14 protein-coding genes and 1 pseudogene are annotated in these 26,817 nt (G+C 74.9%); 11 read left to right on the forward strand and 4 right to left on the reverse strand.

Going from position 1 to position 26,817, the window contains the following annotated elements; genetic code table 11:
- Positions 1 to 132: 132 nt before the first annotated feature.
- From ACZ7C5_RS06085 to ACZ7C5_RS06135, 11 genes are all read left to right on the forward strand, one after another.
- The gene (locus ACZ7C5_RS06085; RefSeq protein ID WP_401085229.1) at positions 133 to 1,179 is read left to right on the forward strand and encodes an SAM-dependent methyltransferase; all 1,047 of its coding nucleotides are present in this window, start codon (positions 133 to 135) and stop codon (positions 1,177 to 1,179) included.
- Entirely contained in the window at positions 1,179 to 2,210 is a 1,032-nt protein-coding gene (locus ACZ7C5_RS06090; protein WP_401085231.1) for a pyridoxal phosphate-dependent aminotransferase, read from the forward strand. Before ACZ7C5_RS06085 ends, ACZ7C5_RS06090 begins: the two co-directional genes overlap by 1 nt.
- Positions 2,211 to 2,309: 99 nt before the next feature.
- Positions 2,310 to 3,575: an MFS transporter gene (locus ACZ7C5_RS06095; protein ID WP_470322086.1), complete on the forward strand. Its 1,266-nt coding sequence runs from the start codon at positions 2,310 to 2,312 to the stop codon at positions 3,573 to 3,575.
- 111 nt (positions 3,576 to 3,686) lie between these two features.
- Positions 3,687 to 4,799, forward strand: a complete 1,113-nt coding sequence (gene hppD, locus ACZ7C5_RS06100; RefSeq protein ID WP_470322087.1) for a 4-hydroxyphenylpyruvate dioxygenase — start codon at positions 3,687 to 3,689, stop codon at positions 4,797 to 4,799.
- Positions 4,796 to 5,992 (forward strand): alpha-hydroxy acid oxidase, encoded by a 1,197-nt coding sequence (locus ACZ7C5_RS06105; protein WP_470322088.1) that lies wholly within the window; start codon positions 4,796 to 4,798, stop codon positions 5,990 to 5,992. Before hppD ends, ACZ7C5_RS06105 begins: the two co-directional genes overlap by 4 nt.
- 65 nt (positions 5,993 to 6,057) lie before the next feature.
- Positions 6,058 to 7,356 carry an aminotransferase class I/II-fold pyridoxal phosphate-dependent enzyme gene (locus tag ACZ7C5_RS06110; RefSeq protein WP_470322102.1) on the forward strand — a complete coding sequence of 433 codons (1,299 nt, stop codon included), beginning with the start codon at positions 6,058 to 6,060 and terminating at the stop codon, positions 7,354 to 7,356.
- Positions 7,357 to 7,405: 49 nt separating this feature from the next.
- Complete coding sequence (locus ACZ7C5_RS06115; RefSeq protein ID WP_401085243.1) at positions 7,406 to 8,314, forward strand: phosphotransferase family protein; 909 nt, start codon at positions 7,406 to 7,408, stop codon at positions 8,312 to 8,314.
- A gap of 1,431 nt (positions 8,315 to 9,745) precedes the next feature.
- Positions 9,746 to 10,492, forward strand: a complete 747-nt coding sequence (locus ACZ7C5_RS06120; protein WP_470322089.1) for a thioesterase II family protein — start codon at positions 9,746 to 9,748, stop codon at positions 10,490 to 10,492.
- Positions 10,493 to 10,601: 109 nt separating this feature from the next.
- Complete coding sequence (locus tag ACZ7C5_RS06125; protein ID WP_401085248.1) at positions 10,602 to 13,481, forward strand: helix-turn-helix transcriptional regulator; 2,880 nt, start codon at positions 10,602 to 10,604, stop codon at positions 13,479 to 13,481.
- 287 nt (positions 13,482 to 13,768) lie between these two features.
- Entirely contained in the window at positions 13,769 to 16,543 is a 2,775-nt protein-coding gene (locus ACZ7C5_RS06130) for a LuxR C-terminal-related transcriptional regulator (RefSeq protein WP_470322090.1), read from the forward strand.
- Positions 16,524 to 17,411: a metallophosphoesterase family protein gene (locus ACZ7C5_RS06135; RefSeq protein WP_401085254.1), complete on the forward strand. Its 888-nt coding sequence runs from the start codon at positions 16,524 to 16,526 to the stop codon at positions 17,409 to 17,411. Before ACZ7C5_RS06130 ends, ACZ7C5_RS06135 begins: the two co-directional genes overlap by 20 nt.
- Before the next feature lie 228 nt (positions 17,412 to 17,639).
- On the opposite strand, the gene ACZ7C5_RS06140 is transcribed toward ACZ7C5_RS06135, so the two are convergent.
- The 4 genes and pseudogenes from ACZ7C5_RS06140 to ACZ7C5_RS06155 all read right to left on the reverse strand — a co-directional run.
- Positions 17,640 to 18,863, reverse strand: coding sequence for a glycosyltransferase (locus ACZ7C5_RS06140; RefSeq protein WP_401085257.1), 1,224 nt, complete (start codon positions 18,861 to 18,863; stop codon positions 17,640 to 17,642).
- Between the two features lie 126 nt (positions 18,864 to 18,989).
- The gene (locus tag ACZ7C5_RS06145; RefSeq protein ID WP_401085259.1) at positions 18,990 to 19,511 is read right to left on the reverse strand and encodes a CcdC protein domain-containing protein; all 522 of its coding nucleotides are present in this window, start codon (positions 19,509 to 19,511) and stop codon (positions 18,990 to 18,992) included.
- 156 nt (positions 19,512 to 19,667) lie between these two features.
- Positions 19,668 to 25,985: pseudogene (locus tag ACZ7C5_RS06150) on the reverse strand (type I polyketide synthase); the annotation flags it as partial.
- A gap of 184 nt (positions 25,986 to 26,169) precedes the next feature.
- The coding region (locus ACZ7C5_RS06155) for an acyl carrier protein (RefSeq protein ID WP_470322091.1) at positions 26,170 to 26,817 on the reverse strand (648 nt) is incomplete at its 5' end.

Genomic DNA, 26,817 nt, shown 5'->3' on the forward strand with positions numbered 1-26,817 from the left:
CTCCGCCCCACCCGTCCCACCCGCTCGCCACTCCCCGCTCCCCGCTCCCCGCTCCCACCGACCGCAGGCGACCGACCCTGCGCACACCACGCGGGCCGCACCCGGCCCGCCCACGGAGAAACGGACCCCACCATGACCACTGCGGCCATCCCCGACACCTGGCGCGGCATCACCCCGGCGCCGATCACCTCGACCGACGCCTACAACGGCTTCATCGCCGCGAACGTGATCTTCGCCCTGGACCGGATCGGCCTGCTGGAGCGGATCGGCCGCGGCGAGCCGCTCTCCGCCGCCGAGGCCACCGCCGGCACCGGTGACACCGCCCGCACCGAGGCCGTACTGCGCGCCGCCACCGACTACGGCTACCTCAAGGCCGACGGCGACACCTACCTGCCCACCGAGGCGGGGACGGAGATCGCCGCCGCGCGCGGGTACTTCACCTGGGCCGTCGGCGGCTACCACGACGTGTTCGGCCGGGCCGGCCACCTGAGCACCGGCACCCACCGCTACGGCGAGGACGTCCTCCGCGACGAGGCGATGGTCGCCCTCGGCTCGGCCCAGTGCGACCAGTCGATGTTCGCCGCGCAGCTGACCGACGTGCTGAGCGGCATCGACTTCCGCACCATCGCCGACCTGGGCTCGGGCACCTCCGCCCGGGTGCGCCGGGTGGTCTCGCAGCGCCCTGGCACCCGGGGCCTGGGCATCGACATCAGCCGCCCGGCCACCGACATCGCCCGCCGCGACATCGCCGAGGCCGGGATGCTGGACCGGGTCACCGCCGTCCGCGCGGACGTGCTGGGCCTGCTCGGCACCCAGATCGACAACGACGCCGAGGCCGCCGAGGTGGCCGAGGTCGACACCGTGATGAGCTTCTTCCTGCTGCACGACCTGCTGGCCGACCCGACCACCCGCTCCTCGATCTTCACCCGGATGCGGGAGGCGTTCCCGAAGGCCCGCACCTTCGTCCTCGGCGACACCATGCTGCGCGACCCGGGCACCTCCGAGGGCGCCCAGCCGGTCTTCTCGGTCGGCTTCGAGCTGGCGCACGCGATGATGGGCGTCCCGCTGCACACCAAGGACACCTACGAGACGCTGTTCACCGACGCCGGTCTGCGGATCGAGCGCGTCGAGGCGCTGGCCACCCCGTCCTCCTGGCTCTACGTCCTCCAGGCCGACTGATGGCCGCCGCCTCCGCCGCCAGACACCTGCTGGCGCAGAACGAGCACCCGTACCCGCCGCCGCCCTCGGTGCCGGCCGCCCTCGCCGAGGCCACCGCCGACCTGCACCGCTACCCGGACTTCCGTCCGGAGCGGATCGCCGGGATCGTCGCCGACTGGCAGGGCGTCCCGGCCGGGCAGGTCGTGGTCGGCCACGGCTCGGCGGGCGTGGCGCTGGACCTCTTCCACACCGTGGTCGAGCCCGGCGACAACGTGGTGCACTCGGCGCCCTGCTTCGACGCGTACCCGCTGTTCTGCGGGATCACCAGGGCCGAGGCCCGGCCGGTCCCGCTCGGCCCCGACGCCAGGCACGACCTGGCGGCGATGGCCGGGCGGACGGACGGGCGCACCCGGATCGTCGTGCTGTGCAACCCGCACAACCCGACCGGCACGGTCTACTCCTGGGCCGAGCTGACGGACTTCTTCCGCCGGGTGCCGGCCACCGCGCTGATCCTGCTGGACGAGGCGTACGTCGACTTCGCCCTGGGCTGGGAGGCCCCGGACGTGCCGGCCAGGATCGCCGAGTGGCCGAACCTGGTGGTGCTGCGCACCCTGTCCAAGTCGCACGGGATCGCCGCGCTGCGGATCGGCTACGCGCTGGCGGCGGAGTCCGTGGCCCGGCGGGTGCGGGAGCACCAGGTGCCGTACGCGGTGAACCGGCTCCAGGAGGCGGGCCTGCTCGCCGCCGTCGCCGCCCGGGACGAGGTGGAGCGGCGGATCGCCGCCATCGCCGCGGAGCGGGAGCGCACCGGGGCCGAACTGCTGCGGCTCGGCTGGACGGTGGCGCCCAGCGTCACCAACTTCCTGTGGGTGGACGCCCCCGGCGACCACGCCCCGCTGCGCGCCGAGCTGGAGCGCCTGGGCGTGGCCGTCCGCTACTACCCCGGCCAGGGCGTCCGGATCGCCGTCGGCGAGAAGGACGCCAACGACGCGGTGATCGAGGGCTTCGCGGCCGTCGCGCCGCTCGCCCCGGCCCACCCCGCCGCGCCCTGACCGTCCGGCGCCCCGAGCGCTCCGAGCACCCCGAGTGCCCCGGCGCTCCGAGCACCCCCGCACACCCCGAAGCGCCGTCGGCGCAGCGAAGGAACCGCCATGCACCCGCTGTTGGCCCGCCCGGAGTTCCGGCGCTACCTCGTCGGGCAGACCCTGTCCGTCCTCGGCGACAGCGCCCTCTCCATCGCCCTCGGCATCTGGGCCAAGGTGCTGACCGGCAGCAACTCCGCCGCCGGCCTGGTGCTGTTCTGCTTCTCCGCGCCCCTGCTGCTGCTTCCGCTGGGCGGTCTGCTCGCCGACCGGGTCCGCCGCAAGCCGCTGCTGGTCGGGGTGAACCTGGCGGTGGCGGTGTCGCTGCTGCCGCTGCTGCTGGTCGACGGCCCGGGCACGGTCTGGATCATCTACGGCACCGCCACGGTCTGCGGTCTGGCCGGGGCCGTCCTGGCCCCGGCGCAGAGTGCGCTGCTGCGCGGCATTCTGACGGAACGTCAGGATTTCGGGGCGGCGGCCGGGCTGACCCAGAGCGCCCGGGCCGGCACCACCCTGGTGGCGCCGCTGCTCGGATCCGGGCTCTACGGCTGGTTCGGCGGGCACGTGGTCGCGATGGCCGACCTCGGCGTGCTGCTGCTGGCGGCCCTGAGCTTCCTCACCCTGCGGGTGGAGGAGGCCGAACCGGAGCCCTCGGGCCTGCGGTGGCGGACCGAGGTGCTGGCCGGCTTCGTCCACCTGCGCGGCTCGGTGGGCCTGCGCCCGCTGGTGGTGGCCACCGCCGCCGCCGGTTTCGCGCTGAGCCTGCTCCAGCCGGTGCTGTTCGCGCTGACCCAGCACGGACTGCACCGCTCACCGCAGTTCCTCGGCGTGCTGGAGACCACCGAGGCCGTCGGCGCGCTGGGCGGTTCGGTGGCCGGCGGACTGCTGATCGGCCGGCTCGGGCCGCGCCGGACGGTCATGGCGGGGTCGGCGGTGTTCGGCCTCGGGACCGTCCTGCTGCTCGCCCCGTCGCTGTACGCGGTGTCGGCCGGCCTGGTGATCGCGGGCGCGGGCATCCCGGCCGCCCTGGTCGGGCTCGCCACCGCCGCCCAGGCGTCCACCCCGCCGCGGTTGATGGGGCGCGCCCAGGCGGCCGTCAACCTCTCGCTCACCGCGCCGCAGGCGCTGGCCGTCGGCGTCGGCTCCGCCCTGGTGGCCGCCCTGGACTTCCGGGTGGTGCTGGGCGTGATGGTGGCCGGCGCGCTGCTCGCCGCCGTCCACCTGATCGGCAAGCCGGAGGCCCCGACGGAGCCCCCGGAGGCCGCGGCCGGCGCCGGCGCCGGGCCCGGGGACCAGGCCGAGCCGAAGGACGCCAGGGACCTCCAGCCCAGCTGAACCGGCTCCGGCCCGCCCGGCCCGCCCTCACGTCCCCGTCCCGCCCGCACACCCTCCCGTTCACCTGAACACCCTCAGCCCCTCCCGTCTCCTCACGAGAGAGCTCCTCAGATGACCGACCGTTCCTCTCCCCCCGCCAACCCGATCCCCGCCAACCCGATCCCCGTCGAGCTGGACCACGTCGAGTTCCACGTCGCCGACGTCACCGCCGAGACCACCCGGCTGACCGCGGAGTACGGCTTCGAGCTGCTCGTCCCGCCCACCGAGCGCGGCGGGCCCGCCGAGCGCTGCCTCTCCGCGCTGGTCGGCCAGGCCGGCATCCGGCTGCTGGTCACCCAGCCGCTGGCGGCCGGCCACCCGGCCACCGACTACCTGGAGCGGCACGGCGACGGCGTGGCCGCCCTCGGCCTGCGGGTGCCGGACGCCGCCGGGGCGTTCCGGACCCTGACCGACCGCGGCGCCGCCGCGCTGCGCCCGCCGCAGGCCGAGGACGGCTGCGTCACCGCCGTGGTCGACGCGTTCGGCGACGTCGTGCACACCCTGATCGAGCGCGGCCCCGGGGTCTGCGCCGGCCGCATCCCCGGCCTGCCGGACCCGGCCCCGCTGACCGGCGCCGGCGAGGTCGGCCTGCGCTCCGTCGACCACTTCGCGGTCCTGGTCCCGTTCGGTGAACTGCGCTCCACCGAGCGCCGCTACCGCGAGGTCTTCGGCTTCCGGACGATCTTCGAGGAGCGGGTCGAGGTCGGCGCGCTCGGCATGGACTCGGCGGTCGTGCAGAGCGCCGACCACAGCGTCACGCTCACCCTGATCGAGCCGCTCGGCGCGGACGCGGGCGGTCAGATCGCCTCCTTCCTGGCCGGCCACGGCGGCGCCGGGGTGCAGCACGTCGCCTTCGCCGCCGGGGACGCGGTGCACTCGGTCTCCACCATGGCCGAGCGCGGCGTACCGTTCCTGCACACCCCGCAGACCTACTACGACGCGCTGCCCGGCCGGCTGACCCCGCTGCGGCACTCCACCGACCGGCTGCGCGAGCTGAGCCTGCTGGTCGACCAGGACCACGACGGCCAGCTGTTCCAGATCTTCACCCGCTCCCGGCACCCGCGGAACACCTTCTTCTTCGAGGTGATCGAGCGCATCCGGGCCCGCAACTTCGGCAGCAACAACATCCGCGCCCTCTACGAGGCCGTGGAACTCCAGCGCAACGCCAGCGAAGTGGCCGGATGAGCGCGTCCGTCCGCAGCGTTCCACCGGCCGCCCCGGCCACTCCGACCGGCCCGGACAGCCCGGACAGCCCGGACAGCCCGCCCGACGGACGCCCGGCACTGTGCGTCACGGAGTACGCCGAGCGCGCCAGGGCCGTCCTCGCACCCGAGGTCTGGGAGTGGCTGGAGGGCGGCGCCGAGCGCGAACTGACCCTCGCCGCCAACCGGACCGCCTTCGACCGGGTGGCCCTGGTGCCCCGGGTGCTGGCCGACGTCACCACCAGGGACACCGCCGCCACCCTGGTGCGCAGCCGGGCCGCCCTGCCGGTGGCGGTGGCGCCCGTCGCCTACCACCGGCTGTTCCACCCCGAGGGCGAGCTGGCCTCGGCCCGCGCCGCGGCCGCCGCGGGCGTGCCGTTCACCGTCGGCACGCTCAGCAGCGTCGGCTTCGGGGAACTGGCGAAGACCGGGGCCACGCTCTGGTTCCAGCTGTACTGGCTGCGCGACCGCGGCCGGCTGCTCGACCTGGTCGGGGCCGCCGAGGAGGCCGGCAGCGAGGCCCTGGTGGTCACCGCCGACGTGCCGTACATGGGCCGCCGGCTGCGCGACGCCAGGAACGCCTTCGCGCTGCCCGAGGACGTCCGCGCCGTGCTGCTGGAGGGCGGCGCCGCCGGGCGGGCGCACCGGGCCACCGCCGCCGTCTCGGCGGTGGCCGCCCACACCGCCGAACTGCTCTCCCCCGGCGTCACCTGGGCCGACCTGGAATGGCTGCGCGACCGGACCGACCTGCCGCTGGTGGTCAAGGGCGTGCTCGACCCGGCGGACGCCGTACGGGCCGCCGGGCTCGGCGCCGCCGCCGTGGTGGTCTCCAACCACGGCGGCCGCCAGCTCGACCGGGCGGTGCCCGCGCTGACGGTCCTGCCCGCGGTCGCCGAGGCACTGGCCGGCCGGGACTGCCAGGTGCTGATGGACAGCGGGATCCGCGGCGGCTCGGACGTGCTCACCGCGCTGGCCCTCGGCGCGTCCGGGGTGCTGCTCGGCCGCCCGCTGATCTGGGGCCTGGCGGCCGGCGGCGAGGCGGGCTGCACCGAGGTCCTCGACCTGCTCGCCGCCGAACTGCGGCACGCGCTCGGCCTCGCCGGCTGCGCCGGCCTGCGGGCCGCCGCCGACCTGCGCACCACCACCCTCGCCTGCCCCACCTGGAGCACCCCGTGACCACCGCCGCCGCACCGCACGACCTGCTGCTGACCGGCCTGCACCCGTCCCTCGCCGATCCTGCGATGACCTCGATGAACCTGCTCAACGAGATCTCCATCCGCTACCCGGAGGCGGTCTCCTTCGCGGCCGGCCGCCCGGCCGAGCAGTACTTCGAGCTGGCCGCCGTCCACCGCCACCTGGACCGCTACGTCGAGCACCTGCGCACCGAGCGCGGGCTCACCGAGGAGGCGGCCCGGCGCCTGGTGCTCCAGTACGGGCGGACCAAGGGGATCATCCACGACCTGATCGCCGCCCACCTCGCGGTGGACGAGGGCATCGCGGTGCCCGCCGAGTCGATCGTGGTGACGGTGGGCTGCCAGGAGGCGATGTTCCTGGTGCTGCGGGCGCTGCGCCGCGGCCCCGAGGACGTGGTGCTGGCCGTCTCCCCCACCTACGTCGGGCTGACCGGCGCGGCACTGCTGGCCGACCTCCCGGTCCTGGCGGTGGCCGACGGCCCGGACGGCGTCGATCTCGCCGACCTGCGCCGCCGGCTGGCCGCCGCGAGGGCCGAGGGGCTGCGCCCGCGGGCGCTCTACCTGGTGCCGGACGTGGCCAACCCGAGCGGGGCCAGCCTGCCGCTGGAACTGCGCCGGGAACTGCTGGAGTTGGCCGCCGAGGAGGACTTCCTGCTGCTGGAGGACAACCCGTACGGCGTCTTCGCGGGCGACGAGCGGCTGCCCTCGCTCAAGGCGCTGGACACCGGACGCCGGGTGGTGCACCTCGGCTCCTTCGCCAAGACCGCCCTGCCGGGCGCCCGGGTCGGGTACGTGGTGGCGGACCAGCTGGTGGCGGACGGCCGGGGCGGCACCGCGCTGTTCGCGGACCTGCTCGGCATGGTCAAGAGCATGACCACGGTGAACACCTCGCCGATCGCCCAGGCCGTGATCGGCGGCGCGCTGCTGGAGCACGGCCACAGCCTGCGGGCCGCCAACACCGGGGCGGCCGCGCTCTACCGGCGCAACCTCGCACTGGTGCTGGAGGGCCTGGCCCGGCGCTTCCCGCCCGGCGGCGGGGTGACCTGGAACGAGCCGCGCGGCGGGTTCTTCCTGGTGCTCACGGTGCCGTGCGTGGTGGACGACGCGCTGCTGGAGCGCTCGGCCTCCGAGTACGGGGTGATCTGGACCCCGATGTCGCACTTCTATCCGGGCGCGGGCGGGGAGCACCGACTCCGGCTCTCCGTCAGCCAGGTCGACCCGGCCACCCTCGACCGGGGCCTGGACGGGCTGGCCGCCCTGCTCGCGGCGGAGGGCCTGCGCGGCTCCGACAATGCTGTCCTTGGTCGGGGCGGTCCCGGCTTGACGCGCGGTCAGCTCCCGGGGTAGCAAGCACTGTCGGGCCCCTCCGGCCGGCCCAGGACTCCCGAGGATGCCCATGAACGAGCGTTTCGCCCCGCTGGACGGGCTGGTCGCGCAGCGCGGCCTGAGCGGCCTTGAACTCGTCGGCAAGGGGCTGGAGTTCACCGTCTTCCGGGCCGTGGGGCCGGACGGCGGGCCGGTCGCCGTCCGGCTCGCGCACCGCCGGTTCGACACGAACGCCAACGACCCGCACGTGGACACCCGGGCCCTGCTCGTCCAGGAGTACGCCGTCCTGCGGCACCTGGCCGAGCACGGCCTGCCGGTCGCCCGGGCCCGGGAGCTGGTCCTCGCCGACGACCCCGGCGCCCCGGACGTGCTGCTCAGCGACTTCGTCCCGGACGACGGGTCCCCGCTCGACCCGCACGGCCTGGGGCGGCTGCTCGCCCGGCTGCACCGGGTGCCGCCGCCCCGGCTGCGGCCGGTCGCCGCGGAGGGCGGCGGCACGGCCGGGGTGATCGCCGCCCGGATGGCCCGCCGCTGGGCCGGGATCGCCCGCCGCGCGGAGGGCTGGCCCGAGGCCCCGGACGCCGCGCTGTTCGCCCGGCACCTGGCCGGCCTCACCGAGGACAGCCTGCTCCACCTCGACGTCCGCGACGCCAACATCCGCCGCGACCGGGGACGGACCACCGCACTGCTGGACTGGTCGAACGCCCTGCTCGGCTCCCCGGCCGTGGAGTTCGGCCGGCTCGCCGAGTACGCCCGCCATCCGGAGAACGGGATCGACCTGGCGGCGGTCCGCGCCGGTTACGCGAGCCTCGCCCCCGTCCCGGACGAGGACGACCCGTGCCTGCTGGTCTGCCGGCTGGACGCCGCGCTGATGCTGGCGCTGGTGTTCCTCTCCGAGGCCGCCGATCCGGCCCGCGGACCGGCCGCCGCCGACCACGCCCGCGCGCTGGCCCGCCGACTCAGCGCCGAGCTGTCGTAACGCTCCGCACAGGCCACCGGGCCGGGCGCCGCGCCGCCGAGGCCGGCCCGCCGGCCCGGCCCGGGCCTGCCCGGACCCCGCCGACCCGCGTCTGTCCTGCACATTCTTGTCGGGTCCGCGGCGGTCAGAGCGGATCCCACGTGCCGGAATCCACCGCCGGCACAAGAAGGCCACCCGGCGAATTCCGTTACCAAGCGTGACGAAATCACGGTACAGTGCCCAGGGCGGTTTACCCGGAGGGCGGTGACCGGCTCGCGATTGCGCCCCCGGTGACGGGAGTGGTCCCGGCCGGGTGGAATCCCGGCGGGTTCCGTGGCCCCCACCCCTTCTCCGCAAACCGGTGGCGCGGTTTTCGTGAAGAACGGCAATTCCCGAATGCGGTGATCGTTTCCGGCCAACTTGATGGCCGGGAATTGCGCCCGCGTGGCACTCCCCGCGACGGCGCCCGACAGGCCCGGCCGCGGAGCCGGGGCACCGGACGGTTCCCGGTTCACCGGGAGCGCACCCGCGACAGGGCCGCCGCCCCCCTCCCACCGGACCACACCGCACGGCGGCACCGAGAACACCGCCCAGCGCCGACCGCCGACCCGGGCGCACCACCCGGCGGCCGTCCGGCACGCCCCGCCTCCGCCGGCTGCGGCGCCCGCACGGCTCCCCGCGCCCGCCTCCGCCGCCTCCGCCGGACGCCCCCCGCCGACCCGCCCGCACCGCGCGCCACGCCGGCGGCCGGCCACCTCCACCGAACCTCGACAGAACCCCCGACGCCAGGCCACACGACCTCTGCACGACAGCGCCGACGTCCGCTCACCGCCCGGCGGCGAAGGGGAAAGCCGCCGGTCCGGCCGGGTGCGGGCGGCCGCAGGGACGCGCCGGGAGCCGCGCACAGGGGGAGGTGACTTTCCCCACAGCCGGACGCCGATGCCGGTCACCCGCGGTCACCAGCGGGCCCCACCGGCCCCATCCGGCCCATCCACCTCGCGGGACCACCGGAGTCACTTCCGCACCACCGCCACCCGCGACCCGCCCCGATTGGCATGATCGGGACCGCCATCGGGCGGGGACCTCAGGCGACGAGGGCGGGAGGGGGTCGGGTGCCGCGGTGCGAGCACCAAGCGGAATGGAACTTTCCGTTAAACCTGCAACAAAAAGCGGCTGGACGGAGCCTGTCGGGACAGGGGCTCATCAGGGTCATTCGGCACCGATTGAACCGGTGCAGACCGGGCAGTTCCGACACGGAGCGAGATCGGCGCGTGTCACGCACAGCACAAAAAGTAAGGGGTACCCCCTACTTTCCCCCCACTGTCTAACATGCCACAGCAGAGACCCCTAGTAGCGTCTCGACTACTGTCGAGCCCCATGACCGGGGGATCTCCACGAATCAGGCGGATGGCCATGCATGAACCGTGCACGACTTGAAGGCGGCGTGTAAGTATGATTGAACAGACAACAAATAGCCCGTGGCTGATCCGATTCCACCCCACTCAGGGCGCCGAGGCACGGTTGGTGTGTCTCCCGCACGCGGGTGGATCCGCTTCGTACTACTTCCCGATGTCCCGGACACTAACCCCGCGTGCCGATGTGATCGCCGTCCAGTACCCGGGCCGACAGGACCGCCGGGCCGAACCCTGCATCACCGACGTCGGTGAGCTGGCGGACGCGATCGCGGCCGAGCTGAAGGGCCACCTGGACCTTCCGCTGGTGCTGTTCGGCCACAGCTTCGGCGCGATGCTCGCCTTCGAGGTGGCCAGGCGGCTGGAGCAGGACGGCCACACCGGCCCGCTGCACGTCGTAGCCTCCGGCCGGCGGGCGCCGTCCACGCACCGCGAGGAGTCCGTGCACACCCGCGACGACGACGGGGTCATCGCGGAGATGCGGCTGCTGAGCGGCACCGACGCCCGCCTGCTGGCGGACGAGGAACTGATGCGGATGGCCCTGCCGGCGATCCGCGGCGACTACACGGCGGTGGAGACCTACCGGGCGGAGCCGGGCGCGAGCACCCGCGCACCGATCACCGTGCTCACCGGCGACGCCGACCCGCGCACCTCCGCGACGGAGGCGGCGGCGTGGCAGGACCACACCAGCGGAGGCTTCGCCCTGCACACCTTTCCGGGCGGCCACTTCTTCCTCGGCGACCACGCCGACGACGTGGTGCGGATCGTGGCCGGCTGTCTCGGCTGACCACCGGCGCGGCACCGAATCCATAGCTCGACGACCGCCTTCGCGCGGTGTTCCACAATGCATTCCGGACGGTCTGCCAGGCGGGCGGAGGCCGGACTCTCGGGGGAGAGTGAGACATTTGGCCACTCAAATATCGGAACGTACAGAACAACTCGCGCTGTTGGGGAAGCTCCTGGCCGGCGCGCGGCAGGGCCGGGGACGCGTGGCCCTGCTCAGCGGCCCGGTGGCGAGCGGGAAGACCGCGCTGCTGACGGACTTCGGCGACACGGCGCCGGCGGGTGGGGCGGTCCTGCTGGACTGCACGGGAGACCCGGCCGAGAGCGCCCTGCCGTTCGCCCTGGCGCGGCGGATCTTCGAGAGCGCGCCGCTGACCTCCTCCGCCCGTGCGGAGGCGACCCGGCTGCTGGACGAGGCCGGGGCCGAACCCGAGGCCCACGAGCAGATGCTGGCGATGCCGAAGCTGGTCACGCTGCTGCTCGGCACGGCGAAGGAGCAGCCGCTCGTCATCGCCGTCGACGACGTCCACGCCAGTGATCCGGCGTCACTGCGCTTCCTGCTCTACCTGATCCGGCGGATCAGGCACGCCCGCGTCCTGGTCGTGCTCAGCGAGCCGGCCCGGCCCGGGCCCGAGCAGCGCAACCTGCACGCCGAGCTCGCACACCTGCCGCACTGCACCCGGCTGCGGATCAGGCTGCTGTCGCCGGCCGGCACCGCCGAACTGCTGGAGGAGTTCCTCCCGCCGGCGGCCGCGGCCGCGCACGCGGCCGGGTTCCACGACCTCACCGGCGGCAGCCCGCTGCTGCTGCGGGGGCTGATCGAGGACCACCTGACGGCGGTCGAGGCCGGCGAGTCCACGCCGTCCGTCGTACGCGGCGAGCACTACGCCCAGGCCGTCATCGACTGCCTGCGCCGGCTCGGGCCCGAGGCTCCGGCCGTCGCCCGGGGCATGGCGGTGCTCGGCGAGGCCGGCACCCCGAAGTTCGTGGCGCAGCTGCTCGACATCCCCGGCAAGACCGTCGAGAAGGCGGCGGCTGACCTCTCCCGCAGCGGTCTGCTGCACCAGGGCGCCTTCCGCGACCCGCGGGCCGGCGCCCTGGTCCTGGACGCCATGCCCGCCGCGGCCGTGACCGCGCTGCGCACCCGGGCCGCCGAGATGTTCTACGCGTACGGCTTCGCGGCGCCCGAGGTGGCCCGCCACCTGGTGGCGGCGGGCGGGCCCGGCGCGGCGTGGACGGTGCCGGTGCTCCAGGAGGCGGCCGAGTACGCGCTCGCCGACGGCGACACGGAGTTCGCCCGGCACGCCCTGGCCCTGGCCCAGGAGTCCTCGCAGGACGACCAGCTGCGTGCCTCGCTCAAGGTGAAGCTGGCCGGGGTGACCTGGCGGGCCAATCCGGCGGACGTCGACGTGCAGGTCGCGCAGCTCCTGCCGGGCACGGCCGCGGAGGCGGACGCGACGGCCGGGCAGCTGTCCACCAGCGACCTCGTCGTCACCGTCGCCTACCTGGCCTGGTCCGGCCGGCTGGGCAAGGCGGCCGGGCTGCTGGACACCCTGGAGCAGCACCCCGACTGGTCCGGCGACGAGGAGCGCACCGCGCTCACCACCGCCCGGCACTGGCTGGCCATGCTCAGCCCGTCGCTGCGCATGCCGGACGGCCTGCGGACCCCGGCGGGCGCCGGCGACGCCATCGCCGGCGCCGCGGACACCGCGCACCGGCACACCGCCTGGGCGGTCACCGCGGCACTGTCCGCGCAGGGCCGGCGCGCCGACGCGGTGTCCGAGGCGACCCGGGTGCTCCAGCGCTACCAGCTCAACGACGGCTTCATCCAGCCGCTGGTCTTCGCGCTGTGGGCGCTGGTCTACACGGACCGCCTCGACCTCGCCCAGCCCTGGTGCGAGCGGCTGCTGACCGAGTCGGCGGACCGTCACGCACCGGTCTGGCAGGCCCTGCTGATGTCGGTGCGGGCCGAGATCGCGCTGCGCCAGGGCGACCTGCCCGCGGCGCGGCGGCACGCCGAGTGGGCGCTGTCCCGGATGAGCCCGAAGAGCTGGGGCCTCGGCTCCTGCCTGCCGCTGGCCACCCTGGTCCAGGCGCACACCGGCATGGGCGGGTACGAGGAGGCGCGCACCCTGCTCGGCTGGGCCATGCCCAAGTCCTTCGACCGGACGCTGCCCGGCCTGCACTACCGCCGTGCCCGGGGCCGCTGGAACCTCGCGATGGGCCGCTACCACGTGGCGCTGGAGGACTTCCTCGGCTGCGGGCAGCTGATGGAGGAGTGGGGCTGCGACGTCCCCGAGCTGGTGCCGTGGCGGCTGGACGCGGCGGAGACCTGGCTGGCGCTCGGCCGGGCCGACAAGGCCCGCGAACTGGCCGAGGAGCAGCTCGCCCGCAGCCCCGAGCAGCTGCGCGGGGTCACCCTGCGGGTGCTCGGCTCGGCGACCGGCGGGCGGCACGGGCTCCAGCACCTGCACGACGCGGCGGAGCTGCTGGAGGACGGCGGCGACCGGGTGCAGCTGGCGCTCACGCTGGCGGAGCTGGGCCGGGCGTACCGCTCGCTCGACAACGTCAACCGGGCCCGGATGCTGGTGCGCAAGGCCTGGCACGTGGCCAAGGCCTCCGGCGCGGAGCCGCTGTACCGTCAGCTGATCCCGGGCTACGCGGACGGGGACGGCGAGTTCGACGTGCCGGTCCACGAGCCCGTGCCGCAGCAGGACACCGCCTCGCTGACCGAGGCGGAGAGCCGGGTGGCGATGCTCGCCGCGCACGGCCACACCAACCGGGAGATCGCCGCCAAGCTGTACGTCACGGTGAGCACGGTCGAGCAGCACCTCACCCGCATCTACCGGAAGTTGAACGTGAAGCGGCGCCGTGACCTGCCCACCAAGCTGTCCGCGAGCGACCTCCAGCCGGAGGCGATCCCGGGGCCGTCGGTGGGTGGGCCGGTGGCGGTGCTGGCCTCCCACCCCGTCGGTGCCGGTCTATACAATTAGCTCCTGTCACATCAGCATCACGCGTCACACGGACCGCACTCGGCGGAGGTGCCGGTCCGATCGCAGGACACGGCGCTCCGGGGAACCGCCTCCCGGACGTCACACCACTCGGCGGGAACTTCACGGGGCGCGCGGCCACAGCCGCACTCGGGGCCAGGCCCCGCGGTGGGCGGTCTTCGGGCTGGGACGGCGCACCACAGCGGAGCACGGACGGGCAGGGACGCGGACGACGGTCCGCCCCACCCGTCCGTCCTCGCTGTGAGCAGCGGACGAAAAGGGTACGGGCGATGGTGAGGAACGGAAGCAGCCGCTCGACTGGGCTCCACGCATTTCTGGAAGGGGGCCTCCTGGGGGTCGGCGACGACCCCTGGCCGAGGATCGCGAGCATCGACGGCGCGGCCGGCACCGGCAAGACCACACTGCTCTGCGAGCTCACGGAGCACGCCGCCGAACGCGGGTGCACCGTCGTCGGCGCGGTGGCCTCGCCGGCCGAGCAGAGCCTGCCGTACGAGGTGCTCGAACAGCTCCGGCAGGGCCTGCCGGGCGACGGCGGACCACGGCCCCGGTGGCCGGATTCCGACGGGCCCGTCCCGCCGCAGGTACTGGAGGAGGTCCGCCGGGAGTTCACCGGGCCGGCCGCCGGGCGTCGGTTGCTGATCACCGTGGACGACGCCCAGTTCGCCGACCGGCACTCCCTGCGGTGTCTGCTGCACCTGGTGCGGCACTCCCCCGCCAACACACTGGCCGTCATCCTCACCCGGGGCGACCGGGCCGGCGGTCCCGACTCGCCGCTGGACGAACTGCTCGCCGACGAGGACGTCCTGGAGGTCCGGCTCGACCCGCTGACCGTCGAGGAGGTCGCCCGGGTGCTCACCGGGCAGCTGCCCGCCGCCGACGCGAGGCGCCTGGCCCCCGTCCTCCACGAGGCCGGCGGCGGAAATCCGCTGCTGGTCAAGGCCCTGCTGGCCGACCACCTCACCCACCAGGCGCCGGGCGAGACGTTCCGGCAGGCCGCGCTGCGCTGCATCCACCGCAGCGGCGACGAGGCCCTGGCCGCCGCCCGCGGCCTGGCCCTGCTCGGCGGCGCCGACGGCACCCCGCACCTGGGCGCGCTGGTCGGCCTCGACGACCGGCGGGCCCGGGGCGCGGTGGCCGCGCTGCGCGTCGCCGGCATCCTCAAGGGCTCGCGCTTCCGGCACGAGGCCGTCCTCTCCGCCGTCCTGGACGACCTGCCCGCCGAGGAGGGCACCCGGCTGCGCCGCCGGGCCGCCGAACTGCTGCACCACGGCGGCGCCGACCCGATGCGCGTCGCCGACCAGCTGCTCGGCCTCGACCACACCGAACGGCCCGCCGACCAGGACTGGGTCTACCGGGTGCTCCAGGAGGCGGCGCACCGGGCGCTGGTGCGCGACGACATCCACTACGCCATGCGCTGCCTGCAACTCGCCGAGCGGCACTGCCCGAACGAGGCCGCCCGGCTCGCCGTCAAGTCCGTGCTGGCCCACCTCACCTGGAGCATGCGGCCCGCCGCCGCGCCCCAGCAGCTCCGCTCCCTCACCGAGCCGGCCTGCGACGGCCTGCTCCCGCCGGACTACACCCTGCGCCTGGTCACCCAGCTCATGTGGTACGGGCACCTGGACGACGCCGCCGCCGTCTTCCGGGGCATCAGTTCCTGCCTGGACGAGGACGACGACGCCCCGCGCCTGGACGCCGAACTCCAGGCCACCCGGCTGCTGATGGCCGCCACCTACCCCGGCGCGCTGGACGGCGCCGGGCAGCCGCCGTCCGCCTGCCCGGCCCCCGAGCCGGTCGCCGGCCGGGTTCCCGACCGGGCCCCGGACACCTCCGGGCTCACCGCGTTCCGTGAGCTGACCAGCGTGCTGGTGCCGACCTGCGGTCCCGGCCCGGGCTCCGTCTCCGACGCCGAACAGGTGCTCCAGTCCACCCGGCTCACCGACCACAGCCTGGAGCCGCTCAGGGCCGCCCTGCTCACCCTGGTCCTGCACGACCGGCTCGACGCCGCCGCCCGCGCCTGCGACCGGCTGCTCGGCCAGGTCTCCGGCGAGCACGCCCCGACCACGCTCGCGGTGCTGACCGCGATGCGCGGGCTGATCTCGCTGCGCCGCGGCCGGCTCACCGAGGCCGCCGGGCTCGCCGAGTCCGCGCTGCGTCAACTGCCGCCGCGGGCCTGGGGTGTGGGCATCGGCCTGCCGCTCGCGGTGCTGGTCGAGGCCCGCAGCCACATGGGCGAGTACGAGGCCGCCGCCGACGCCCTCGACCAGCCGGTGCCGGACGCGATGTACCGGACCCGATTCGCGCTGGGCTTCATCTACGCGCGTGGTCGCTTCCACCTCGCCACCGGCCGCCACCACGCCGCCCTCGCCGACTTCCTGGAGTGCGGACGGCTGATGGCCGAGTGGGGCCTGGACTGCCCCGCGCTCGCCCCCTGGCGGCTCGGCGCGGCCGAGGCGTGGCTGCGGCTGGACCAGCGCGAGCGGGCCGTCACCCTGCTCGACGAACACCTCGAACGCGTCTACCCCGCCCAGGACCGCACCCGCGGCCAGGCGCTGCGGGTGCTCGCGTCCACCAGGCCGGCCGTCGAACAGGTCGAACTCCTGGAAACCGCCGTGGAGTTACTGCGTGGCACGGACGACTGGTACACGCTGGCCCTGGCCACGGCCGACCTCGGCCGGGCCCACAAGCGCCTCGGCGACCGGGCCAAGGGCCGGGTGCTGATGCGCCGCGCCCTGTGCCTCGCCGGCAGCTGCGGCGCGCACGAGCTCTTCCAGGCGCTCCAGCCTTCGGCGGCGGGCAGTGCCGCCGACGGCTCGGTGCGTCCGCTGCGCCCGGCCCCGGCGGCCGAGGGCGCGCTGACGGCGGCCGAACGCCGGGTCGCGGCACTCGCCGCGCACGGCCACACCAACCGGGAGATCGCCGACAAGCTGTTCATCACCGTCAGCACCGTCGAGCAGCACCTCACCCGGGTGTACCGGAAGATCAACATCAGCCAGCGCCAGGACCTGCCGACCAGTTTGGACTCCCATGTCGCCCACTCCGCCTGACCGCGCCGCCCCCGGCCCCCGCCTGCTCGCCGTCAGCGACCTGCACGTGGGGATGGCCGACAACTGGCCCCTGGTCGAGCAGCTGCGCCCCGGCCACGACGAGGACTGGCTCATCGTGGCCGGGGACGTCGGCGAACTGACCGCCGACATCGAGAAGGCGCTGCGGCTGCTGGCCGACCGCTTCGCCAAGGTCATCTGGTCCCCGGGCAACCACGAACTGTGGACGCCCCGCGAGGACTCCGTCCAGCTGAAGGGCGTCGAGCGCTACCGGCACCTGGTCGCCCGCTGCGCGAAGCTCGGCGTGGTGACGCCGGAGGACCCGTGGCCGGTGTGGACGGGGCCCGGCGGCCCGCTCGCGGTGGCGCCGCTGTTCACCCTGTACGACTACACGTTCCGGGTGCCGGGCGCGGCGACGGCCGAGGAGTCGCTCCGGCTCGCCCACGAGTCCGGCGTGGTCTGCACCGACGAGTTCCTGCTCCACCCCGACCCCTACCCGGGGCGGGCCGAGTGGTGCCGGGCGCTGGTCGCCGCGGCCGAGGAGCGGCTGCGCGCGCACGACCCGGCCGTCCCGCTCGTCCTGGTCAACCACTGGCCGCTGGTGCGCCGGCCCACCGACGTGCTCATGTACCCGGAGTTCGCGCAGTGGTGCGGCACCGTGCTGACCGCCGACTGGCACACCCGCTTCAACGTCGCCGCCGCCGTCTACGGGCACCTGCACATCCCCCGCACCACCTGGTACGAGGGCGTGCGCTTCGAGGAGGTGTCCATCGGCTACCCGCGCGAGTGGCGCCGGCGCGGACACCCGCGCGGACTGCTGCGCACCATCGCGCCGTTCGACGGCGCGGAGCCGGCCGCGACGGCCGGCTGAGGCGCGGCGCGGCCTGCTGAGGCACAGCGCGGTGGCCCCGCCGCGGACAGTGGTCCGCGGCGGGGCCTTCGCGTTCGCCGGGCCGCCCTCCGCCGCCCTCCGCCGTCCTCCGCCGCGCTCCGGCCCCGGAACGCGGAGAAAGGCGGGCGCCGGTCCGAGGTGTCTCGGACCGGCGCCCGCCCTGACGCTGCCGGACGGGGGACCGGCAACGGGCTCTGGGGGTTCGGGTCAGACGGCGGCGTTCTCGGCGACCACGCGCTCCAGGTAGGCCACCACGTCGTCGATGTCCGGCAGGCCGAGCATCTGGCGGTGCGCGGTGCGGACGCCGGCCGCGATCCGCTCGTCGGACAGCACCTGGCGGCAGGCCTCGGCGACACCCTCGGGGGTGACCTCCGTGACGTGCACGCCGAGGTTCAGCTCGGCGAGGCGCTGCGCGTTGTGCAGGTGGTCGCCGAACTGCGGCAGGGCGACCATCGGCACGCCCTGACGGATCGCCTCCCGGACGCCGCCGTAGCCGCCGTGGGTGACGAACAGCTGGGCGCACTCCAGCAGGAGCTGCTGCGGCAGCCACTCCATGACGACCACGTTGTCGCCGATCTCGATGCCGTCCAGCGGGAAGCCCGCCGTGCCGACCACCGCGTGCACGTCGAGGGCGGACAGGCCCTCGATGATGGCGCGCAGCGTCTCGGTCGGGTCGAGCATGCCCTCCGGCGGCTCGATGCCCTGGGACTTCATCCCCATCACGGTCGGCAGCGCGCTGCCGACCGAGGCGACCACCAGCGGGCGGTCCCCGGAGAGCCCGGCCAGCTCAACCGGCAGGCTGGAGCCGCCGCCCAGCGCGGCCGGCTGCTGGTAGGCGAAGGCCGGCGGCACGTCGTAGCGGACGAAGGAGAAGTCACCGGGCACGCAGTCGATCCGGCCGTGCGGGTAGATCGACCACGGCGCGTCCTTCGCGACCAGCCCGACCTCGCTGCGCCGCTCGTTGAGGAACGGCAGCAGACCCTCCGGGTCGGTGACGTTCGTCGGGCCGGACGGGCAGGACACGTGCGGAATTCCGAGCGCCTCGGCGATCAGGACTCCGGTGAGTTCACCGCCGTCCCGCAGGACCAGGTCGGGGGCGAATTCCTTGGCGATCGGAAGAATGCGCTCGAAGGTCGTCGTGATGTGCGGACCACCGCCCCAGAGAATCATCTGGAGCCGGTTGTCGACGACGATCTCCTCGGAATCCCCGCGCGCCTCCCGACGGTCCCGCATCGAGAAGATGGCCTGCATGATCTCGGGAATGGTCGGCATCACCGGCTCGATCGCCACCGGGGATCCGGCGAAGACCGGTGCGAGGTGCTCGGGCACCGTGGCCAGGACGTCGTGACCCGCCGCGGCGAGCGCCCGGGCGAGCGGCAGCACCTCGTTGGCGTGCCCCTGCGTCCCGGTCACCGTACAGAAAACTCGCATGGCCCGACTCTCCCTACCCCGATGCATTTCGCATTCCTCCGCACTGCTGTCTCCGATGGTTCCGCCGGGGGGCAGAGGCGAACAACCCCTACCCACCCCACGCCCCACCGGGACCCGGAGCCGGGCCTACCTGACGGCGGCGGGGGCGGCCACGGAGGACCGGCGCAGCCAGCGGATCGCGACGCCGAGGGTCCGCGAGAGGACCATCGCCATGGCCATCAGGACGAAGAACGCGGCGACCCCGTCGGGGTCGATCTGCTGCTCGACCGTCCACTTGCCGAAATCGGCGCGGAAGGACTCGTTGTTCTCCAGCGTCCAGATGAATCCGAGCCGGCCGGCCAGTACCACGAGCCAGATCGCCAGATAGGCGATTCCCGCCCTGGTGTAGGTCTTTCCGGACGCCGGGTCGTGCTCGATCCGCATCGTGTAGAGCAGGCCGATACCGATGGCGACGCCGATCGCGATCCCGACCCCGGCGGACGTCATGTTGGGCGTCGTCGCCTTCATGTTGTGCAGCATGTCGTAGGCGAACCAGGCCACCAGGCCCAGTGGCATCAGCAGCTTGATGAGGCCGAATCGGTGTCGCCCCACCTGCGTGAAGAGAACGATGGTGATGAGAATGCCGCTCAGGAAGAGCGCGTCTCGCATCCCGTCAGTCACTGGGAACCCTCCGATGTCGTTCAGAACTGATGACGACACTAGGCGTTTCGAGGCTTCCGGTCCTGAGGCCAGGGGTGGACAAAAGGGGGTGGAGAACGCGGTCCGTTCTCCACCCCCGGCCGGTGAACCGTCAGGTGCGGCGGCTCAGCCGAGCCGCTCCGTCAGCCAGCCGTGCACCGCGCGGGCGGTGCTCTCGGCGTGCTCCTCCATCATCGAGAAGTGGTCGCCCGCGGTGTCCACCGCGCTGTGCTCCGGCGCCCAGGTGGAGCGCCAGTCCTCCCGGTGGCGCCAGTTCGGCAGCGGCTCGGTGGCGCGCACCAGCAGGGTGGGCGTGCCGACCGGCTGCGGCCGCCACTCGGCGAACAGCCGGAAGTAGCCGGCCATCGCGGTGAGCCGGACGTCGCCGAGCGCCCCGAAGCCGCCCGCGGCGGCGCCGGCACCGTCGGCGCCGTCCTGCGCCCCGGACTCCGGTGCGCCGCCCCCGAGACGGGCCTGCACGCCGTTGAAGGCGTTGGTGTCCAGCGGGTAGATGTCGATCAGGACCAGCGCCTCGGGCCGCACGCCGCGCCGCTCCAGGTGGCTGACCAGGGAGTGCGCCAGCATGCCGCCGGAGGAGTGCGCGGCGAGCACGAACGGCCGGTCGCCGGTGTGCGCGAGCAGCGCCCGGGCGTGCGCCTCGGCCAGCACCTCGACGGCGGCCGGCAGCGGCTCCCCCGGCACGAAGCCCGGTGCGGGCAGCACCGAGACGTCGCGCACGTCGCGCAGCGCGGCGGCGAAGCGCGCGTACTCGTGCGGGCCCGACATCGGCAGGATCGACGGGATGCAGACCAGCTCGGGGCCGCCGTCGCCCTTCGCCAGCCGGACCACGTCCAGCTCACCTTCGAGCTGCTCGGGCGACTCGAAGGACGGCCGGAACTCCGAGGCGCTGGTGAGGAGTTGGATGAACTCCTGGAGCCGGCCGAGTTCGCCCGCCCGGCGCGCCATGGCGCCGAACACGCTCTCCGGCTCCCGGACCCGCGCCGTCTCCTCGGCGCGCGCGGAGGCCGCCCCGAGGGAGCGGGTGAGGTAGGCCGCCAGCGCCTCCGGCGTGGGGTTCTCGAAGGCCACCGTGGCGGGCAGTCGCACCCCCGCCGCCGCACCGAGCCGGTTGCGCAGCTCGACGGCGCTGAGCGAGTCGAAGCCCATCTCCAGGAACCGGCGGGTGGGCGGCACCGCCTCGGCGTCGGTGTAGCCGAGCACCAGCGCCGCCTGGGTGCGGACGTACTCCAGCACGATCGCCCCGCGGTCCTGCTCGGCGGCCCCGGCCAGCCGCTCGGTCAGCGAGGGCCCGTCCCCGCCCTGGCCGCCCTCCGTACGGCGGGCGACCGGCTTGACCAGGCCGCGCAGCAGCGGCGGCAGTGCCTCGGGCCCGGCCTGGCGCAGCGCCGGGAGGTCGAGCCGCATCGGCACCAGCACCGCCTGGCCGGCGCCGAGCGCCACGTCGAACAGCCCGAGACCCTCCTCCGAGGTGAGGCCGGGGATGCGGTTGCCGGTACGGGCCGCGGCCAGCTCGCCGTTGGCCTCGCCGATGGCGCCGAGGCTGTCCAGCCACAGGCCCCAGGCGAGCGAGGAGGCCGGCAGGCCGGCCGCCCTGCGCCGCTGGGCGAGCGCGTCGACGAAGGCGTTGGCGGCCGCGTAGTTGGCCTGGCCCGGGTTGCCCATGATGCCCGCGGCCGAGGAGAACAGCACGAAGGCCCTGAGGTCCAGGCCCTCGGTCAGCTCGTGCAGGTGCAGCGCAGCGTCGACCTTGGGGCGCAGCACCTTCGCCAGCCGCTCCGGGGTGAGCCCGTCGACGGTGCCGTCGTCCAGCACGCCGGCGCTGTGCACCACCGCGGTGAGCGGGCGGTCGGCGGGCACGGACGCCAGCAGTGCCGCCAGCGCCTCCCGGTCGGAGGTGTCGCAGGCGGCGATCTCGACGCGGTCCGCGCCGAGGCCGGTCAGCGCGTCGGCGAGTTCCCGGGCGCCCTCGGCGGCGAGGCCGCGCCGGCTGGTGAGGACCAGGCTGCGCACCCCGTGGACGGTGACCAGGTGACGGGCCACCAGGGCGCCGAGGGTGCCGGTGCCGCCGGTGATCAGGACGGTGCCGTCCCGGTCGAGCGGCGGCCCGGCGGTCTCCTGCCCGGCCTGCCCGGCTTCCTCGGCCTGCTCAGAATGCTTTGCCTGCTCGGCCTGCTCCGCGGCCACCGGCATCCGGACCAGCCGCGGGGTCAGCGCGGTGCCCGCGCGCAGCGCCAGCTCCGGCTCGCCGGAGGCGACCGCGGCGAGCAGCGCCCCCTCGGAGGCCTCGTCGGAGTCGACCAGCACGAACCGCTCCGGGTTCTCGGTGCGCGCGGAGCGCAGCAGGCCCCACACCGGAGCGGCGGCCAGGCCGGGGACGTCCTCGTCCGCGCCGGTCGGGACGGCGTTGCGGGTCACCGCGACCAGCCGGGTGTCGGCCAGCCGCTCGTCGGTGAGCCAGGCCTGCACGGCGGCCAGCGCGTCCAGCGCGGCCCGGTGCGCGGCCTCACTCAGGGCGTCCGCACCGGCCGGGGCGACCGCGGGGCCGAAGGAGGCGAACACCAGCTCGGGAGCACGCTCCCCGGCGTCCAGGGCGGCGGTCAGCGCCGCCAGGTCGGCGAACCGGGCCGGCGCGACGCCGTCCAGGCCCGCGCCGAGCACCGCCGCCGACGGCCGGGCGCCGCCCGCCGCCAGGGCCTGCGGCACCCACTCCAGCCGGAACAGGGACTCGTGGTGCCGGGCACCGGCCGCGTTCAGCCGCTCCGCCGACACCTGCCGCACCACCAGGCCCTCGGCCGCCACCACCGGGCGCCCGGAGGCGTCGGCCACCTGCAACGACAGCGCCTCCTCGCCCGGAACCGGCGCGAAGCGCACCCGCAGCGCGGTCGCCCCGGTCCCGTACCGGCTGACGCCGCGCCAGGAGAACGGCATCCACAGCCCGCCGCCCGACTCTCCACCGGGCTCCACCGAGCCCGCCGCGACGGCGTGCATGGCCGCGTCGAGCAGCGCCGGGTGGACGCCGAAGCGGCCCGCCTCGGTGTGCAGCTCCTCCGGCAGGGCGATCTCGGCGAAGATCTCCTCGCCGCGCCGCCACACCGCGCGCAGGCCCTGGAACGCCGGGCCGTAGCCGATGCCCGCGGCGTGGAAGTCGTCGTACAGGCCGTCGACGGGCAGCCGCTCGCCGCCCCGCGGCGGCCAGGCCGTGAAGTCGAACCCGGCGGCCGCGGGCGCCCCGGCCAGCCAGCCGGTCGCGTGCCTGGTCCACACCTGCTCGTCCTCGTCGCCCTCGACGCGCCCGTACACGTCGATGCCGCGCCGGCCCGCCCCGTCGGGCACTCCGACGGCGATCTGCACCGCGACGCCGCCCTGCTCCGGCAGGATCAGCGGGGCCTCGAAGGTCAGCTCCTCCAGCGCCCCGCAGCCGACCAGGGCGCCCGCGTACAGCGCGTACTCGACGAAGGCGGTGCCGGGCAGCAGCACCGTGTCGAGCGCCGCGTGGTCGGCCAGCCAGCCGTGCGCCTGCAACGAGAGCCGGCCCGTCAGCAGCAGCCCGTCCCCGTCCGCGCGCTCGATCGCGGCGGACAGCAGCGGGTGGTCGGCGGGCACCAGGCCGGCCGACGCGACGTCACCGGTGTACGGGCCTGGCTCCAGCCAGTAGCGGCGGCGCTGGAACGCGTACGTCGGCAGCTCCACCGGACGGCCCGGCGCGATCACCGCGGACCAGTCCGGCTCGGCCCCGTGCGCGTGGGCGGTGGCCAGGGCCGCCGCGAAGCGCGGCGCCGAACCCTCGCCGCGGCGCAGCGTGCCGAGGACGGCGGCGTCACCGCCGACGTCCTCCAGGATGCCGCCCAGCGGGACGGTCAGCACCGGGTGCGGGCTGACCTCGACGAACAGCCGGTGCCCGGTGGCCAGCAGCTTCCGGACCGTCTTGTCGAACTCCACCGTCCGACGCATGTTCAGGTACCAGTACTCGGCGTCCATCGCGGCCGTGTCGAACAGCTCGCCGGTGACCGTCGAGTACAGCGGCACCGTCGCCGCCCGCGGCGCGACCGGGGCGAGGTCCGCGAGGATCCGCTCCCGCAGCGGCTCCACCTGCGCGGAGTGGCCGGCGCCGAGCGCCCCGGGCACCCGGCGGACCCGGATCTCCGCCGCCTCCATCGCGGCCACGAACTCGTCCACGGCGTCCGGTGCCCCGGCCACCACGCAGGCGCCGGGACCGTTCACCACCGCGACCGACAGCCGGTCGCCGTACGGGGCGATGTGCGCGCGGACCTGCTCCACCGGCGCCAGCACGGAGGCCATCGCGCCCTTGCCGATCAGCGCGAGGAGCGCCTTGCTGCGCAGCGCGACGATCCTGGCCGCGTCCCGCAGCGAGAGCGCGCCCGCCACGTACGCGGCCGCGACCTCGCCCTGCGAGTGGCCCACCACCGCGGCCGGCTCGATGCCGCAGGCCCGCCACAGCGCGGCCAGCGACACCATGGTGGTGAACAGCATCGGCTGGAGCACGTCCAGGAGTTCGGCGTCCGGCGCGCCCTCGGCGCCGCGCAGCGCGTCGGCCACCGACCAGTCGAGGAACTCGGCGAAGGCCGCGTCGCACTCGGCGACCGCGTCCGCGAAGACCGGCGAGGACCCGAGCAGCCCGGCCGCCATGCCGAGCCACTGGGAGCCCTGGCCGGGGAAGACGAAGACGGCCTTGCGGTCCGGGCGGGCCATGCCCCGCACGACCGCCGAGCCCTCGCCCGCGTCCCGCCCCTCGGCGACGGCCGCGAGACCGGCCAGCAGTCCGTCCCGGCCGGCCGAGACCACCGCGGCCCGGTAGTCGAAGACGGTGCGGTCGGCGATCAGCGCGTGCGCCACGTCCGCCGGGTCCAGCTCCGGCCGGGCCGCGACGTACGCCCGCAGCCGCTCGGCCTGGTCGCGCAGGGCCTGCTCGGACGCCCCGGACAGCAGCCACGGCGCGGCCTGCGCCGGGAGCACCCGGGCCGGCACCGCGCCCGGCTCGGCGGGCTCCTCGGTGCCCGGCTCGGCCGGCTGTTCCGCGTCCGGCGCCTGCTCCAGGACGACGTGCGCGTTGGTGCCGCTCACGCCGAAGGAGGACACGCCCGCGCGGCGCGGCTCGCCGGTCTCCGGCCACGGACGGGACTCGGTGAGCACCGCGACCGTGCCGTCCGACCAGTCGACCTTCGTGGTCACCTCGTCGGCGTGCAGCGTCTTCGGCAGCACACCGTGGCGCATCGCCAGCACCGTCTTGATGACGCCGCCGACGCCGGCCGCCGCCTGGGTGTGGCCCACGTTCGACTTGAACGAGCCCAGCCACAGCGGGTTCGCCCGGTCGCGGCCCTGCCCGTAGGTGGCGATCACGGCCTGCGCCTCGATCGGGTCGCCCAGCGAGGTGCCGGTGCCGTGCGCCTCCACCGCGTCCACCTGCTCGGGCGCGAGCCTGGCGTCGGCCAGCGCCTCCAGGATGACCCGCTGCTGGGACGGACCGTGCGGGGAGGTCAGCCCGTTGGAGGCGCCGTCCTGGTTCACCGCCGTACCGCGCACCAGGCCGAGGATCCGCCGGCCGGCCCGCCGCGCGTCGGACAGCCGCTCCAGCAGCAGCATCCCGGCGCCCTCGGAGAAGCCCGCGCCGTCCGCGTCCTCGGCGAACGCCTTGCAGCGCCCGTCCGCCGCCAGCCCCTGCTGCTTGCTCACCTCGATGAACGTGCCCGGCGCGCACATCACCGTCGCACCGCCGGCCAGCGCCATCGAGCACTCGCCCTTGCGCAGCGCCTGCACCGCCAGGTGGAGCGTCACCAGCGAGGACGAGCAGGCGGTGTCGACGGTCATCGACGGACCGACCAGCCCGAAGGTGTACGAGATCCGGCCGGAGGCGACACTGCCGGACGTCCCCGTGGAGAGGAAACCGCCGACGCCCTCCGGCAGGGCCGGGGCCTGGGCGAGGTAGTCGGTGTTGTTCATCAGCCCGGCGAACACGCCCGTCCGGCTGCCGCGCAGCTCGGCGGGCCGGATCCCGGCGTTCTCGAAGGCCTCCCAGGACGCCTCCAGCAGCAGCCGCTGCTGCGGCTCCATGGCGAGCGCCTCACGCGGAGAGATGCCGAAGAACGCCGGGTCGAACTCCCCCGCGTCGTGCAGGAACCCGCCGAAGACCGTGTCGGAGCCGTAGCCGTCGTCGTCCGAGCCCTGGAGCCCGGCGATGTCCCAGCCGCGGTCGGTCGGGAACGCCGTCACCCCGTCGACGCCGTCGCGCACCATCTCCCACAGCCCGTCGGGGTCCTGCACCCCGCCCGGGAAGCGGCAGGCCATGCCGACGATCGCGATCGGCTCGTGGGCGTTCGACTCCAGCTCGCCGAGCCGTTGGCGGGTCTGGTGCAGATCGGCCGTGACCTGCTTGAGGAAGTGACGGAGCTTCTCCTCGTTGGACATGGTGATGTCTCTTCTCCTAGCGGATCTGGCGGTCCGGCGTTCTGGTGATGTGGCGCTCTTGCGCTCGGATGGTCTTGAACCCTCGGCGCCCTGGCTCTTCCGGGTGACGGGTCACCGGCGCCGAGGGAGGGGAGGCCGGCCTCGGTGGGGGTCGAGGCCGGCCTCGGGTGGGGGAAGCGGGGAATCAGGAGATGCCGAACTCCCGGCCGATGAAGTCGAACAGGTCGTCGTCGGCGGCGTCGTCGATCACGTCCGTGACCGCGCCGGCGCCGTCGGCCGGCTCAGCGCCCCGGCCGTCGCCCAGCCGGGCCAGCAGCGCCTGGAGCCGGGTGACCACCCGGAGCCGGTCACCGCCCTCCGGCTCGGACTCGGCGATCAGCGACTCCAGGACGTCCAGTTCCTCGGCCACGCTGCGCCCGGCGTCGTCGCCGCCGGGCAGGGTGGTCAGCAGGTGGTCGGCCAGGTCCGCGGAGTTCGGGTGGTCGAACACCACGGTCGCGGGCAGCCGCTGCCCCACCGCCGCACCGAGCTGGTTGCGGAACTCCACGGCGGTCAGCGAGTCGAAGCCCAGCTCCCGGAACGCCCGGTCGGCCGGCACCTCGGCGATGCCCGCGAACCCGAGCACCGCGGCCACCTGCCCACGGACCAGCTCCAGCATCGCCGGCCTGCGCTCCTCGCGCGGCAGCGCCAGCAGACCGTCGAGGACGGTGCTCTGCGCGCCGCCGCTCGCGGCCTGGGCGGCGCGGCGGGCGGGGGTGCGGACCAGGGCCCGCAGCAGCGGCGGGACACCGGCCGTCGCTGCCTGCCGGCGGACGCCGGCCAGGTCCAGGCG

The sequence above is a fragment of the Kitasatospora sp. NPDC036993 genome (assembly GCF_055607525.1).

Excerpts from the sequence above, each read along its gene's own strand:
- ACZ7C5_RS06085 (WP_401085229.1), top strand. The coding sequence starts at position 133 with ATGACCACTGCGGCCATCCCCGACACCTGGCGCGGCATCACCCCGGCG.
- ACZ7C5_RS06090 (WP_401085231.1), top strand. The coding sequence starts at position 1,179 with ATGGCCGCCGCCTCCGCCGCCAGACACCTGCTGGCGCAGAACGAGCAC.
- ACZ7C5_RS06095 (WP_470322086.1), top strand. The coding sequence starts at position 2,310 with ATGCACCCGCTGTTGGCCCGCCCGGAGTTCCGGCGCTACCTCGTCGGG.
- hppD (WP_470322087.1), top strand. The coding sequence starts at position 3,687 with ATGACCGACCGTTCCTCTCCCCCCGCCAACCCGATCCCCGCCAACCCG.
- ACZ7C5_RS06105 (WP_470322088.1), top strand. The coding sequence starts at position 4,796 with ATGAGCGCGTCCGTCCGCAGCGTTCCACCGGCCGCCCCGGCCACTCCG.
- ACZ7C5_RS06110 (WP_470322102.1), top strand. The coding sequence starts at position 6,058 with ATGACCTCGATGAACCTGCTCAACGAGATCTCCATCCGCTACCCGGAG.
- ACZ7C5_RS06115 (WP_401085243.1), top strand. The coding sequence starts at position 7,406 with ATGAACGAGCGTTTCGCCCCGCTGGACGGGCTGGTCGCGCAGCGCGGC.
- ACZ7C5_RS06120 (WP_470322089.1), top strand. The coding sequence starts at position 9,746 with ATGATTGAACAGACAACAAATAGCCCGTGGCTGATCCGATTCCACCCC.
- ACZ7C5_RS06130 (WP_470322090.1), top strand. The coding sequence starts at position 13,769 with ATGGTGAGGAACGGAAGCAGCCGCTCGACTGGGCTCCACGCATTTCTG.
- ACZ7C5_RS06135 (WP_401085254.1), top strand. The coding sequence starts at position 16,524 with ATGTCGCCCACTCCGCCTGACCGCGCCGCCCCCGGCCCCCGCCTGCTC.
- ACZ7C5_RS06140 (WP_401085257.1), bottom strand. The coding sequence starts at position 18,863 with ATGCGAGTTTTCTGTACGGTGACCGGGACGCAGGGGCACGCCAACGAG.
- ACZ7C5_RS06145 (WP_401085259.1), bottom strand. The coding sequence starts at position 19,511 with ATGCGAGACGCGCTCTTCCTGAGCGGCATTCTCATCACCATCGTTCTC.